12 protein-coding genes and 1 pseudogene are annotated in these 14,515 nt (G+C 52.3%); 2 read left to right on the plus strand and 11 right to left on the minus strand.

Going from position 1 to position 14,515, the window contains the following annotated elements; all coding sequences use genetic code 11:
• Window positions 1–9: 9 nt before the first annotated feature.
• The 4 genes from ET464_RS09445 to ET464_RS09460 all read right to left on the minus strand — a co-directional run bounded on the left by ET464_RS09445 (window position 10) and on the right by ET464_RS09460 (window position 7,187).
• Window positions 10–2,904, minus strand: coding sequence for a DEAD/DEAH box helicase (locus tag ET464_RS09445; protein WP_129440329.1), 2,895 nt, complete (start codon window positions 2,902–2,904; stop codon window positions 10–12).
• Window positions 2,901–4,496, minus strand: coding sequence for an SWIM zinc finger family protein (locus tag ET464_RS09450; protein WP_129440331.1), 1,596 nt, complete (start codon window positions 4,494–4,496; stop codon window positions 2,901–2,903). The genes ET464_RS09445 and ET464_RS09450 overlap by 4 nt, the downstream gene beginning before the upstream one ends.
• 278 nt (window positions 4,497–4,774) lie before the next feature.
• The gene (locus ET464_RS20585; protein ID WP_279630128.1) at window positions 4,775–6,433 is read right to left on the minus strand and encodes a sensor histidine kinase; all 1,659 of its coding nucleotides are present in this window, start codon (window positions 6,431–6,433) and stop codon (window positions 4,775–4,777) included.
• Window positions 6,434–6,506: 73 nt separating this feature from the next.
• Window positions 6,507–7,187, minus strand: a complete 681-nt coding sequence (locus tag ET464_RS09460) for a tetratricopeptide repeat protein (RefSeq protein WP_129440333.1) — start codon at window positions 7,185–7,187, stop codon at window positions 6,507–6,509.
• Window positions 7,188–7,439: 252 nt separating this feature from the next.
• On the opposite strand from ET464_RS09460, the pseudogene ET464_RS09465 reads away from it, so the two are divergent.
• A pseudogene (locus ET464_RS09465) lies at window positions 7,440–8,996 on the plus strand (catalase); the annotation flags it as partial.
• Between the two features lie 155 nt (window positions 8,997–9,151).
• Here the strand turns inward: ET464_RS09465 and ET464_RS09470 are convergent.
• Both ET464_RS09470 and ET464_RS09475 read right to left on the minus strand, forming a co-directional pair.
• On the minus strand, window positions 9,152–9,376 hold the full coding sequence (locus ET464_RS09470; protein WP_006040330.1) for a helix-turn-helix domain-containing protein: 225 nt from the start codon (window positions 9,374–9,376) through the stop codon (window positions 9,152–9,154).
• 199 nt (window positions 9,377–9,575) lie between these two features.
• Window positions 9,576–10,439 carry a YhcN/YlaJ family sporulation lipoprotein gene (locus ET464_RS09475; RefSeq protein WP_129440337.1) on the minus strand — a complete coding sequence of 288 codons (864 nt, stop codon included), beginning with the start codon at window positions 10,437–10,439 and terminating at the stop codon, window positions 9,576–9,578.
• 140 nt (window positions 10,440–10,579) lie between these two features.
• Here ET464_RS09475 and ET464_RS09480 point away from each other — a divergent pair, with 140 nt between their 5' ends.
• The gene (locus tag ET464_RS09480) at window positions 10,580–11,590 is read left to right on the plus strand and encodes a ketoacyl-ACP synthase III (protein ID WP_129440339.1); all 1,011 of its coding nucleotides are present in this window, start codon (window positions 10,580–10,582) and stop codon (window positions 11,588–11,590) included.
• Window positions 11,591–11,657: 67 nt separating this feature from the next.
• Here the strand turns inward: ET464_RS09480 and ET464_RS09485 are convergent, their stop codons facing one another.
• The 5 genes from ET464_RS09485 to ET464_RS09505 all read right to left on the minus strand — a co-directional run bounded on the left by ET464_RS09485 (window position 11,658) and on the right by ET464_RS09505 (window position 14,379).
• Window positions 11,658–11,987 carry a hypothetical protein gene (locus ET464_RS09485; RefSeq protein ID WP_129440341.1) on the minus strand — a complete coding sequence of 110 codons (330 nt, stop codon included), beginning with the start codon at window positions 11,985–11,987 and terminating at the stop codon, window positions 11,658–11,660.
• Window positions 11,988–12,002: 15 nt separating this feature from the next.
• A complete protein-coding gene (locus ET464_RS09490; protein WP_129440343.1) occupies window positions 12,003–12,305 on the minus strand; it encodes a hypothetical protein in 303 nt (100 codons plus the stop codon).
• A gap of 5 nt (window positions 12,306–12,310) precedes the next feature.
• Complete coding sequence (locus ET464_RS09495) at window positions 12,311–12,631, minus strand: alpha-helical endospore appendage domain-containing protein (RefSeq protein WP_129440345.1); 321 nt, start codon at window positions 12,629–12,631, stop codon at window positions 12,311–12,313.
• A gap of 24 nt (window positions 12,632–12,655) precedes the next feature.
• Window positions 12,656–12,949 carry a nucleoside-diphosphate sugar epimerase gene (locus ET464_RS09500; protein ID WP_129440347.1) on the minus strand — a complete coding sequence of 98 codons (294 nt, stop codon included), beginning with the start codon at window positions 12,947–12,949 and terminating at the stop codon, window positions 12,656–12,658.
• A 71-nt stretch (window positions 12,950–13,020) separates the two neighbouring features.
• Window positions 13,021–14,379 (minus strand): glycosyltransferase family 2 protein, encoded by a 1,359-nt coding sequence (locus ET464_RS09505; protein ID WP_129440349.1) that lies wholly within the window; start codon window positions 14,377–14,379, stop codon window positions 13,021–13,023.
• Between the last annotated feature and the right edge of the window lie 136 nt (window positions 14,380–14,515).

Here is a 14,515-nt window from a genome sequence, read left to right on the forward strand (position 1 = left end):
GCTCAACACCTATCCTTTCAGCCAGTCTTTGCGCAGCGAGAACAGCTCCTTCAGCTCATCAGTCGACAGTTCGGTTATCCACTGCTCCGATTGGCTGACGATCTGTTCGTTTAGCGACTGCTTCCGGTCTATCATTTCATCAATTTTTTCTTCCAGCGTGCCAAGCGTAATAAACTTGTGCACCTGCACCTTTTTCGTCTGCCCGATCCGGAACGCCCGGTCGGTCGCCTGATTTTCCACGGCAGGATTCCACCACCGGTCGAAATGGAACACATGGTTCGCGGCCGTTAAGTTCAGGCCGGTTCCGCCCGCCTTCAGCGATAGCACAAAAGCCGGGCAGACGATGCCGGAATCCTGAAAGCCTTCGATCATTTCATCCCGTTTCTGCTTCGGCACGCCGCCGTGCAAATAAGGAATCGGCGAGCCAAGCTTCTGCTCCAGCAGGCGCTGAATTTGGCTGCCCATTTCTACAAATTGGGTAAAGATGAGGCACCGTTCCCCTTCAGCTGCAATTTCCTCGACCATTTCCACAAGCCGGGTCATTTTGCCGGAACGTTCTTCTTCCCAAAGCTTCTCCCCTTCCTGGGAAGCAAGCAGCGCCGGATGGTCGCACAGCTGCTTCAGCCGCGTCAGCGATGCAAGAATCAGTCCCCGGCGCTGCATGGCGCCTAACGTATCAAGCTTCTCCAGCAGGTCGGATACAATATTCTCGTAAATAGCGCCTTGCTCGGCCGTCAGCGAAATAAACGTTTTGGACTCGTATTTGTCAGGCAGTGACAGCTGGATAGCCGGGTCCTTTTTCACCCGACGCAGCATAAACGGCCGCACCCAGCGCTGGAGCGACTTGATCTGCTCCTCGTCACGCGATTTTTCGATCGGATTCACAACAGCTTTGCGGAATTCATTCATGCTGCCCAAATAGCCGGGATTAATAAAATCATAAATGGACCACAGCTCGGTAAGCCGGTTTTCCATCGGGGTGCCGGTTAAAGCGATCCGATGGTAGGCAGGCATCGAACGGATTGCCGCCGACTGCTTCGTATATACGTTTTTAATATTTTGCGCTTCATCCAGGCATAACGCATTCCACTCCACAGCCGATAAATCATCTTCATCGAGCTGCGCCAGCGAATACGACGTAATGACCAGATCCTTATCTCCGATTTCTTGGCGGAAATCCGGCCCTTTGCTTCTTTTAGGCCCATAATGAACATGAACATTCAAGAACGGTGCAAACCGCTCCAGCTCCTTTTGCCAGTTGCCGATGACCGAGGTCGGGCATATAAGGAGCGACGGCCCGTGCCGCTGATTTTCCTGTTCCTTCACATAAGCCAAATAGGTTATGAACTGAATGGTTTTGCCAAGGCCCATATCATCGGCCAAAACGCCGCCAAGCCCAAACCGGCGCAAAAACAAAAGCCAGCTGACACCCTGGAGCTGGTACGGCCGCAATTCGCCGTGCAGATGCTCCGGCTTGTCGATGAGCGGAATTTCCGACGATTGCTGAAGCTGCGACAGCCACGCTGTCAAATGCTCGTTCAGCTCAACTTCCGCCCGCACGATCCTCTCATCCGGCTCGTCTTCATCCAGCGAAAAACCTCCGTGCAAATGCATCTCCAGCACATCGCGGAAGGTCAGTCCCTTTTTTTTGCCGACCCGCTTCATCAGCAGCTTGATCTGCTCGATATCCTGCGGGTCCAAATGAACCCACTCGCCGCCAATGTTGGCCAGCCGCCGGTTCTCCTCTGCAAGCCGCATAAAGTCCGCCTCCGTCAAATCGACGTTGCCGACCGCAAGCTTCCAGTCGAATTGGACAATTTGATTTAAGCCAAACATCGGTTCCGCCGCTGAACCAACCGACGATTTCATCTTGGCCTTCAGCCTCAGCTTGCGTGAACGGACCGCTTCCCACCAGCCGGGCAGCAATACGGGGCTCCCGCCTTCAAGCAGCTTGATGCTGAAAGTCTCCATGAACTGCCATGCTTCATGATCCGATAAAATCAGCTTTAAATGAGCCGGGTCCAGTTTATCCTCCCATTCCGGCAGCGCAGCAAGCCATTTGGCCTGCTCCTTGGCCATCTTGGCGGGCAGCAGCGGCAGCCATTCCTCCGGAATAGCGCCCGCTTCCGCATATCGCCAGCCGGCTGCTTCCTGCGCGTCCCTGCGCAGCGGCAGCCATTCGCCGCCTTCACGGCTTTGCAAGGCTGGGCGAAGCCGCCAGCCCCGCTCCTCATTAGGCTCAACAAGCTGGAGCGCTACCCGGAAAGGCAAATTATCTTTGCGGATGCCGATCGCAACAAGCCAATCTTCCTCATCGGCGGACTTATGCCGGACAACCGATTCGCCTTGGGCGGCTTCGATCTGCCGGTAGGCGTCCTGCGCCGGGCGGCTTTCATGGATCGCCGCTTCGACCGCATAAGTCAGCCACTCATTGATCGCCGCCGCTTCCGAACGTGAAGCTTGCAGCATATTTTGCCACACCTGCTGCAGCCTGATCTCCTGTTCGGGAAACGCCAGCTTCCATGCTCTCGCCGAGTCCGACCAGCGCCCCCAATCCGGTATATACCAGCCGTTCAGCAGCGCATGCCTAATCATGCTTGCCGCCGCCTGCAGCCGTTTAGCCTCCTCCGTCCATTCCAGCCGAAGCAGCCGGACCGGCTTAGGGGCAGCCAAATAATCGAGCGCCAGCAGCGGAGGGACCAGAAGCCCGTTTCGCCCGTCAATCGCGGTCTCCTCTACATCCGCTCCGTACCATGACGGCTTATGCCAAGCAAATAGTACCTGCTTCAGCCTTGCCGCCGCTTCCGGCCTTCGTGCTTCCTGCAGCACGATGCTTTGCTTGCCGCTGTGCCAATAACCGTCTATGACCGGCGGTTCAGCTCCAGCACCGATAAATGCTCTCATGGTATAAATTTTCCTTTCCTCAGTTCTTCCTGCAGCGCGCGCAGCCGTCCAAACCTGTGAATAAGGTTATCTAAATATCGCTGCCAGACATCGGACAGCTTCTCCGCTTTATATAATCGCTCCAGCTTTTTCAGCTGCTTCACCGCCAGCTTGTAGCCTTGCCTGTTCCGGGCGGCGATCCAGTCTTCCGCCGCTTGATGGTACAGCGGAATCATAATCGCAGGAGCTGCTTTCATCACATCTTTGACATCCTGGGCGTCCATATCGTCCGGGTGGATGCCCATAAGCAGCTGAAGATCCGCCCATTCCTCGTACTTATGCACCGACAGCCAATGCTCGGAAAGCTCTATATACGAATACGGCAGCAGATCGGTCATATAGCGCGTCCAGACCGGGTTCGAAGGCTGATCCACATCCGCCGCCCGGCATAACGTGACGAAGGATGCTATCGTACGCGAGTTGCGGGAGCTGCGGATGCGCTCGTAAATAAACGCCATCCATTGCCCGAACAATTCCCAATCTTGTTCATCCAGCCGTTGTGAAGCGCATGGATATACAATAGATTGGATTTTGTCAAATTCCGTCTGATCCAAATAAGCGAGCGCCTTGCTGTCTTCCTTCACGAAAAAAGACATCATCGCGAGCGCTGTCCGGATAAACGACAGATTGACTTCCGCTGCTCCCAGCGCAGCCGTCTGCTCCAGCGCATGCTGCTCCCTGTCGCGCCAGCCCGGCTGCTGCGACATTTTTTCGCATATCGCCATATATAAATAAGTCCACTCGAATAACGTCCGTTCCGTGCCCAGCGCGCGTTTCTTCACATATTCCTTCAAAAATTGAATCCATTCCAGCTCGTCGTGCCCCATACTTTCAGGAGACAGCTCAAGAGCCAGGGCATAATAATGTTCCACCCACGGCTCAGCCATTCTTGCAAACGACATTTCATGGTAATAACGGCTGAACGAATCCACCGAGTTAATGGCCCGTTCCGCCTGATCTAGCACAAAGGCGACCGCAAGCATCCAGTGAATCCGCTGCAGCGGCCGTTCCCAATCTCTGGCGCTTCCTTTCAGCGATTGAAGCACGGGCTGAAGCGCATGTAAGGAATGATGGCATTTGCGCCATTCCTCCCCATGCTCCTGCTTCATCCATTCCAGCCACTGATCCGGATGGGCTTCTTGCGGCCTGCCGGCCGGACTTAATCCGCTCCGCTGCGGCTGAGCCTTATGCCGTCCGGCTGCCTCAGCCCCGCCGTTTCTCAGCCGGCTGTATGCATGCTTCGCTTCGTCCTCTCCAAACGCGTTCCGCGTATAAGCAAAATAAACCGCCGCCATATGTTCACAAGGATTGTCCTGGGGGCAGGTGCAAGTACTGTATTTGAACTGGCCGGCATCAAGCCCCACCATATACATTTCGCCTGCGCCATGGACGCTTGCAAATAAAGTATCTCCATCGATAAGCTTCAAGCTCAGCACACGATCATTCATGAAATAATCCCAGCCGCGGATGACAATCTCATCGCTTATTTGTTCTCCGATCGAAGCTTCCAGCCGCCCCTGCAACGATTCATCAAGTCTGAGCAAGATGTTCACCTACCGTTCTTCCAGCATTCCAATTATTATAACACAAATTATTTCGCGGAAGATGACACGAACAGCCTCTGCTGCACAATAATGGCCGTGCGCTTTACTTCCCGGAACTAGCGGCAGGCTGTTCAGCAACAACGAAAAAGCGGCGCCAGGATTCCCTCCTGAGCGCCGCTGCGGCTGAACCTGTAATTATGATTGCGGAATACGGACGATAAATTGCAGCGTATCCGGCGAACTTGCCTCCACCTGGATTTGCCCTTTATATTTGTGCGCAATGGATTTCACGATAGACAGCCCCAAACCTTGGTGCCCCCTTGCTTGGTCGAATACCCGGGATTAAAGATCGGCTGGCCGGCCACTTGATCCGCCTGCATGCAGATGTTGCTGATCCGGATTTCCAGCCAGCCGTCCTCCTGATTGCTGGCAAGCGTAATCAGCCGCTGCTCCTCCGGAAACTTCAGCACCTCGTCAAAAGCATTGTCGATCAGGTTGCCGATCATCCGGTTCAAATCCAGCGTGCGTATCCCCATGCCAAGCTTCGTCAGCCCTCCGAGCTTGCAATCAAGCTGAATATGGAACGCTTCCGCCTGCGATAATTTGGATCGGATAAGCGCGGCGATAGCCGGGTTGCCGATATTGATAATATCGTTCATCGCCCTGATTTCGCCCGTAAGCTCTTTTGCATAAGCAAGCAGTTCTTCCGACTTGCGCAATTCCGCAAGCGCGTAGATCGTTTGTACATGATTCAGAAAATCATGCCGCTGTCCCCGTATCGCCTGGAACATTTGATTAATTTCATCCGCATACGTCATTTGCGTCACTTGTACGGCTTTATCCTGCGACAGGCGGTAATAACGCATAAAAAACACCGCTATTACAATACTCAAGCCGGTTACGGCAATAATGATGAGGCCCAAGCTCATAAACTGCTTGTCCAGCTTATTTTGAATGACATGCTTGTCGGAGACAAGCGACAGCACATATCCATCCAGCTGCTGGCCTTGATCATCGACCATATTCAGCTGCTTCCCGTCAATCGACACGGGGATAAACATTTTGAACAGCTGCTCGCCGTCTTTCTTTTTATCGACGCGCACCGTTTGACCGGTATGGTACGCCTTCAGGATGTTCTGGGCGTCATCGTCAAACCTGTAGTTATACGAGCCGTATACGATCGGCTTTTGCACGATATGCTCCAGCGTTTTGCCGTCAGAAGTGATCGTATCGAAGCTTCCTTTGTCAAACGTTTTGGGATTAATAACCGACACTTCCAGCAGCGAGTCATTTTGCTCAATGGTTTGTTCGATAATCCGGCTGACGCCTGTTTTATCTTCGTAATCTTTAAGCCTTTTGTAGCCGACATAAGGATCGATTATATAGTTGGTTGTACCGTCGTAATAGTATCCCCACTTATAAATATGGTCGATATCGGTCGTAGCCGTTTCATAAGGGCCAGTCCAGAAAAAAGGCAGCGTCTGGCCCAGCCAGTTGACCGAAACCGCCTTCTCGTCGAACAGCTGGTTAAATATCGTAAACCATGGCGCCATGCTTTTGGTGCCGTGGCCGATTTCATTCGGATCAGATGATTTGTAGAAAATAATATCGTCGCCGGTCCGCTTCATTAATGTTATATGGTCGATGCCCAGCTTGCTGCTAAGCTCGCTGAGCTGTTTGTTGGTTACTTTTTCCACATCGGGATCAAGCGCATATTGCGCCGCAATTGAATCCGCCCGAAGTTCCCGGCCGATCTGGTCTTCATACTCCGCCGAACCCAACCGGGACAGCTCAAGCGAAATCTCGATCTGCTTTGCAACGGAAGTCATTTCTTGCTCCAGCGACTCTTCGAGAGAATGTTTGGTCAGAAAATAATAGGCGATATTATTTAATAAAATAACGATAACAATAACACTGATCGCCACGAGCCAACTATTGCGCTGCATGATGTACATCTTGCTCCTCTAGACATGTAATGGATTTATGGTGTAAGCGGGTTGGCCCTTGCCATGATTTCCGTCAAGAACGGAACGTTTTACGCAGCCACAGCCGGAGAAACCAGGCGCGCTCCGTTCTTCTTTTGTATCGCGGCAACAAACTGTACGTCCGCAAGCCTTCATCGACAGCAGCTTTCGCGTCGCCTTCTTGGCCCAGGCTGCGGTACAGATCAGCCAGCCTCAAATAAGATTCGCATGAGGAAGACTGAATCTCCTGAAACCGGCGCAAATCTTGCAAAGCTTTGGACGTATCGCTTTTGGCATTAAAGGAAGCTAACCGCAAATAGGGCGCTCCGTATTTGACGCGGGGATTAATCTGCAGAGCAGCGCGGATAGCGGCTTCTCCTTTGTCCGGCGCTCCGGTTTCCAAATAACAATAACCCAAGTCGTCCAGGTATTCGGCAGATTCGCTCATCGTTTCCTGCAGCGGCACAAGCAGTTCTCCCGCCGCCTTGAATTGTTTCCGTTCCATGAGCAATCTGGCCAGCTCCAGCTTGGAGGATACATCGCTTGGCGACAATTGAATCCGTTTCTTCAGATTGCTGATCCGCTGCAAACGGCGGACAGGTTTGACAATGCTGGGCGTCAAGCCGACGAATCGGCGGTCGAGCAAATAAAGAATAACAAGGATAATGATAATTGCAATTACCGGGCTGCCAGTCAGCCAGGAAAGCAGCACAAACCCAAGAAACAGCTTGCCCATCGTCTACCCCTTTCTGTCTCCGTCCGCTTTTCGTTCATCATACCATAGACTCATGTTTAGCTCTATAAACGAGCGGATAAAAAAATAAAAGGAAATAGTTGTATAAACAAAACGGTTCTCAGCAAATAATAACAGCAGAAAATATGTACACTCCAATAATAGGAATGGACTGAACAAAAGAAAAAGGAGAGAAACAGCATGACAAATTCAAAAGATTTGCCAACTGGTGCAAAAGGCCCGCTTGCACCCGGCGAAACGGAGCTTTCGCTTACGAACCGCCAGGGGCATCCGATTACCGATAACCAAAACCTGCGCACTGTCGGCAACCGCGGACCGGCCACACTGGAAAATTACCATTTTATCGAAAAAATATCCCATTTTGACCGGGAAAGGGTTCCCGAGCGTGTCGTGCATGGGCGCGGCGCAGGCGCCCACGGCTACTTTGAAGCGTACGGCAAGGTCGGCAACGAGCCGATCGCGAAATATACGCGGGCGAAGCTGTTTCAGGAAGCCGGCAAACAAACGCCTGTATTTGTACGTTTTTCTACCGTTATTCACGGCGGCCATTCGCCGGAAACGCTGCGCGACCCGCGCGGATTCGCCACTAAATTTTATACGGAAGACGGCAACTGGGATCTGGTCGGCAACAACTTAAAAATATTCTTTATCCGCGATGCGATGAAATTCCCGGACATGGTGCATGCCTTTAAGCCGGATCCGGTGACCAATATTCAGGATATGGAACGTTTTTTGGATTTTATCGCCAATACGCCTGAATCGACCCATATGATCACATTCCTGTTCTCGCCGTGGGGCATTCCAGCCAACTACCGGCAGATGCAAGGCTCCGGCGTCAATACATACAAATGGGTGAACGCGGAAGGCAAAGCGGTGCTTGTCAAATATCACTGGGAACCGCTGCAGGGCATTCGCAATTTGACCCAGCAGGAAGCCGAAGAAATTTGCGGCAAAAACTTCAACCATGCTACACAGGACTTATACGAAGCGATCGAACGCGGAGACTATCCGGCTTGGGAACTGAATGTGCAAATCATGAGCGATGACGATCATCCGGAGCTCGATTTCGACCCGCTGGACGATACGAAGCTGTGGCCGGAAGATCAATTCCCGTTTCTGCCGGTCGGCAAAATGGTGCTGAACAAAAATCCGGAAAATTATTTTGCAGAAGTGGAACAAGCCGCATTCGGCACCGGGGTGCTCGTAGACGGGCTGGACTTCTCCGACGATAAAATGCTGCAAGGCCGCACGTTCTCCTATTCGGATACCCAACGTTACCGGGTAGGAAGCAACTACTTGCAGCTGCCGATCAATGCGCCGAAGAAGCACACTGCAACGAATCAGCGCGACGGGCAAATGGCGTTTTATGTAGATATCGCGCCCGGGCAAAATCCGCATATCAACTATGAACCGTCATCGCTTGGCGGCCTGCAGGAAACGAAGCGGGACGGAGCGCCTTATGAGCCGTCTTATAACGACAAGCTGGTACGAGCCAAAATCGACCGGACAAACGATTTCAAACAAGCCGGGGAAACATTCCGCAAGTTCAGTGAAGCGGAACGCGAGGAGCTGGTCCGCAATCTCGGGGATAACCTCGCGATTTGCAGCCAGGTCATCCGCGACAAGCTGCTTGATCATTTGACGCAAGCCGATCCGGAGTATGGACGGCGGGTAGCGGAAGCGATCAAAACAGCCGAAGCCGCCAAAAAATCCGCGCATCTCGGAACACCTGCCGCGAGAGAAGGCATGGAAGCAGCAGAAGAGCTTGGACAGCGGACAGACGGCTATTGATCTGATCCGTAACCGCCCAAAAAACAGAGGCAGCATCCGCGGGATGCTGCCTTATTGTGCTCTATGGGTAATATCCATCTAGACGGATTGCGTCACCCTTATCTGACCGGAAGGCAAACGTGCAAGAGAGCCTAAGAAGGCGCGAGGCGTATCTGTTAGATTTGTAATTCCCCAAGCTTAATCAGTTCAACAACCGCTTGTGAACGACCCTTAACATTCAATTTCTGCATAACGTTGGAAATATGATTACGTACGGTCTTCTCGCTGATAAACAATTGCTGCGCAATATCTCTAGTTGTTTTGTCCTGCACTAAGAGCTCGAATACCTCACGTTCACGATGCGTCAATAAAAATTTGCTCTTATGGTCGCTGCCTTTCAATGCGTCACCCCTCCTTGCCCGGGTTTTTATAGTTATACAAGGTCAAGGGATACAGTCAAAATATAGTATGAGCGGAGAAACGGAGAGGTGCTGTCACATAGCAAAATGGGCGCGGTTTCATCATTTTTCATTTCGAAAGCAGGCATAATAAAAAACCGGCCAGCATATGCGAATGCGCATAGCAGCCGGTTAAGCTGTCTTAATCGTATATAAGCGGCGTCTTTCCTTGTACGGAACGGTTGTTAACGACGCCTTGCCTCGTCGGTACCGGAAAAACCCGTTCGGCCATTGCGTTAAATTCGGCGATATAGCCTTGAATCGATTGGCCGGAACGCTGATCTTCCGCATAGGCAGCCAGCCGGTGCACGAAATCTGCTTTGGAAGAAATATACACTTGGTTTACGCTGGGCTTCATCCGTTTCACCTCTGCGGCGATGCCGCTTTTTTGCTGCTCCGTTAAACCTTGCTCCCCGATTGCCGTCTGTCCGGCGGCATCAGGCGAAGAAGCGGGACGCGGGTCGTAAATGCCGTTGTTGCGGGCATCATACATACCGTTCGTACGGAGGCGGTAATTGCTCGAATCCTGTGCCCCGGGCAAGCTCAGCATACGGTCCGGGTTCATGTAGCTCGCCTTCGTTCTGCCTGCCGGCGCCGATTGGGATTTATAAGCACCCTTTGGCGATACGGCAACGTATGCGTGATTGTCCGTCAAAAGCACGTTTACCATGCTGAAGCCAAATTTATTTTCGATTGCTTTCGCCATTACATCGTTCATTTCAATCCGGTAATTGTCATGTTTGCCAACAATATTATTGTTATTCAAACGGCGCCCGCCGACGCGGTTTTGCTCATTCAGCTGATCATTGGCGAACCGCTTCGCCCATATCGTATTGCCGTTAGCGTCATAGCGGACGCTGTTGGGGCGGACATCTTCCAGCTCCCGGTTGCCCAGATGGCCTTGATTGGAGGCGCAGCCGGACAGCATGCCGCCAAGTAAAAGAAAAGCGGAAAAGAATGCAATCGTTTTTTTCATGAGGCCTTTTTCACGCTCCTTTATCATCATTCAGGCTTTCGCCCGATATTAGCGTGAACAGAAGAAGGCGGTTCTATTCGGCACTTGACAAGATGAAGCCGGCGTTTTAAATTAATATCAAGTAATAGTACCTGGTACTAATTTTAAATGACGAAAGGCGAGTGAACAGGATGACAACAACAGTTCCCGGTTCCGCTTTCCGCTCCAATGCCATCATCAGCGCCATTGGCAGCTATACGCCAAGCCGCGTCCTGACAAACCGCGATTTGGAGTCGATCGTAGACACAAGCGATGAATGGATCGTACGCGTAACCGGCATGAGAGAAAGACATATCGCCGCGGATAATGAATATACAAGCGACATGATATTTGCCGCCGTTCGCAACATGATAAGCCGTTACCCGGTCAAACTGGACGATGTGGATTATATACTGGTTGCAACGTCAACCCCCGATACCTTTTTCCCGAGCATGGCCGCCCGGGTGCAGGCCGAGTTCCAGATCGGCCCATGCGGCAGTGCCGACATTCAAGCCGCGTGCGCCGGGCTGACAACCGCTATGCAGCTTGCCAACGGGCTGCTGCTGTCCGGCATTTTCCGGAAAATTCTTGTTATAGGCGCCGACGCATTGTCCAAAATAACCGATTATACGGACCGTACGACTTGCGTGCTGTTTGGCGACGGAGCCGGCGCGCTGTTAATGGAAGCTTCGCCGGACGGGCAAGGGGATGTGCTTGCCGCATACGCCGAAACGGACGGAACAGGCGGCAAACATTTGTACCGCAGCAGCTTGACCGATCAAATTGGCGGACATCCGATTACGGCAAACGGCAAAATCGTGCAAAACGGCCGCGAGGTTTACCGCTGGGCAACCGGCAAAGTTTCGGAAAGCATCCAGCGCTTTATGGCGGATAACGGATTCGCAAGCGAACATATTGACTGGTTTATTCCGCATAGCGCCAACATGCGCATTATCGACCTGCTTTGCGAAAAAACCGGCATTCCAAAAGAGCGGACCTTATCCAGCGTGGAATTTAACGGCAATACTTCCGCCGCCTCGATTATGCTGGCGCTTGACGAAGGCGTACGGAACGGGAGCGTCAAAGCCGGCCAGAAGCTGCTGCTTTACGGATTTGGCGGCGGCTTAACCCAAGCGGGCGTTATCGTAAACTGGTCGATTTAAGATAGCCATACACAGCAAAAAAAACGGGCAGCGGTCACAGGGGCTGTCGCAGCGGCCCCTAATCCGATTACAGCTGCTCGTTTTTATACCCTTCCAGATGGCCTTGCTCAAAACCGGCTGCAAAGCCGGCATTGTACCCTTTATTGTAATGAGGAGTTCCATTCTCTGACTTTGTTTTCGTTCCCTTCCGTTTTTCCGTATCCGGCACTCCGGAAGTCTCCTGATCGAAATCGGCTTCCGTATGAACTATCCGTTCCCTTGCTTTTGTGCGGGGCCGTTTCTTTAATTTGAATCTGTTCCGTTTGGATAAACGTTTCGATATCCGTTTGGAACGGCCGGATGACCGTTTCCTCTGCCGTTTCGGCTTTTTCTTTTTCGTTTTGCTTCCGCTTTTCATCGACAAGACCTCCATTTAAGAAAGCTTGCGAGGTTGAGCCCGGACAAGCGGATTCAGCCAAGGCTTGCCGGGGTTACCGGACATTCGTACGCTGCGTCGCAGCCTGGCGCCTGTTACGGCTTCAGCGATCGTCTGCTGCAGTCCCGTCAGCAAATCAATATTCGCTCCGATATGCCGGGCTGTTTCACCCGAATATTGCGCTACATCGGCTACACTGTCCAGGATGCGGGCCAGGGCATGCTGGCTTTTGGCAAGCGATGCAAGAAGTTCGGCTTTGGCTTGCCGTTCATCCAACAACAACTCATTGCGGCCGCCCATCTTGGTTAACCTCTTCTGCCGCCGCCGTAGTAGCCGGAACTTTCATTCTCGTCGTCGTCCGATTGCATCACAGCCCGCAGCATCGCCACCATACCTTGGCTGTATTTCGTAACGCCTTCTATTAACTCTACGATCTGGTCATGCACCTGCAAAGACTGTTTCAGCTGCTGCTCCTCATCTTCAAATGAGTCCGGAGAGTAATGCCCGCAAATCCAGTTTCTCGCTTTTTCCGATTCATAAGCTTTGGCTTCCAATATAATTGCCATATTGCGCTGCATGCTTACAGAAGCTTTCAGCATCTGCATATAAGCTGTTTCACGGCTCACCGGGCAACCTCCTTTCGTACGCTGCTATTCTTCGTCGTCTTCGCCAGCCGGCTTCATCTCTTTCATTAAATATTGCATATGGACAGCTAATGTTTCCTGCAGTTCAGCCATGCTCGCCAAATAAGAGACAACGCTTTGCGTCAGCATCTGCGCAGAATCCATCAGCCCGTCTTCGCCAAGATCCGGTCCTTCGTCGGGCAAATCCAGCACAATTTCCGCCATTCTGATTACAACATCCCGTTCAGCTTCAAGCATGCGAGCCAGTTGAAGGTGGCTGTGCGACATATGCTCAATCAGTTCGGTTACTTGCTGCTGCATGGGTTCACCCCCTTCATGCTGTTAGTAGCATATGCGCCGTTATTCAGCCTGATACTTGTATGAATATTCGGTTATAACGATTGGCGCAGTGACGCCGGCGCAATAATCGGATAGCCGTCCGGCAGCGTCTCCATCGTTTGCGGCACCCAGGACACATGCGTTCTCCCATACAAGAGCCAGGCTTCCGATGCTGCCCGCGACAGCACTTTTCTTTTTTGGCCGTCCTCGAAATAATAACAGCTGCCGTCCGGGCTGTAACTGACCGTTCCCGGCTGCGGGCAGGCGGCGTTCCCCTCCATTTGGCTCCGCGGATCCCGCATGATGGAGGCGTTGATGGAAGGGCCGCGCTGCCAGCGTTTAATCTCTATGTTCGAAAGCTGTACCACCGGATACGGCCAGTTACCTTCGATGAGATGCCGTTTGCCGCCCTCAATCCAGTAGATGGAAGAACCGGTTCCTTTTACAGCAATGCCTTGCGGATAAAAAACCGTTTCTCCGGCCGGTTTGCCCTCCAGCGCCGCATTGGCAGCTTCAGCATCGCTTCGGAGAGCCGGACCGTTCCCGCTCCACTTGTCCTGGAACCAAAGCCGGTTTACCTGCTCCGTTTGATCGGATTCCAGGCTATCAGCGCCATCGCCCCCGTCCCCGTTGTACACAACGTAAGCATCCTCGGCGATAAGCAGGCGCCAGCCCTGCAAAACAACACGGTAACAATAATCTTCCATCGCGAACCGGCCAGCTGTAAATCTCTCATCCCAATATCCCGTATTTTCCCAAAGCGCTCTATGAAAAAGAATGCAAAAGCTGTCCAAACTGTCTGTTTCCGCCCATTTATTGCTTGGAACAAACAGGTTTGGCGTAGAGTAGGTGGTTTCATCCGGCGCTTCAACAGCAAGAAGTTTCCGCTGCCGCCCGCTGCCTCCGTTCGACATAGGCCCAACTATGCCCGCCTGCCCGCAGCCGCTTAATCCGTAAAGCAGCTGGTCCAGCCAATACTCCGTTGCTTGCGCACAGCTGTCCATAATAAGCAGCGTTGTGCCTTTGGCCATCATTAGTCCTCTATTAATAGCTGCCGCGCGGCTGTTATCCCCATGCTCCATGATGAAATAACGGATTTGCCCGGTCATTTGCTTGAGCAGTTTATCCGTATCGTCGGTAGAACCGCGGTCCACTACGATAATCTCATAGGGCAGATCGGTATGTTCAGCTATACTTTGCATGCAAGCTTTTAATTTCTCCGCCTGGTTGAGAGAAGGAATGATGATGCTCGTGCCGTCAAAATAAATAGAATAGCTGCCGGCACCCGCTTCTTGCCCCTGCCTGTAGCCGTCCTCATAGCCCATTTGATAGTCTAATGCTTTTTGTTGATTAGTCCGGGGCGCTTTCCGCCTCTTCCTGAGACGCCGGACTGGCCGTTTTTTACGCCTCATCCAACTCTCTCCTATCACCTGTCATTTGAAGTAGCAGTACAGTATATGTAAGCCGCCCGCCGCCCGCAAAGGACAGTTGTACAGGGGGAAGAAACGCCCCTCCGGGAGGAAGCGGCATAACGCATGATCCGTATAG

It is taken from the genome of Paenibacillus protaetiae (genome assembly GCF_004135365.1).
GTDB lineage: Bacteria > Bacillota > Bacilli > Paenibacillales > Paenibacillaceae > Paenibacillus_AP > Paenibacillus_AP protaetiae.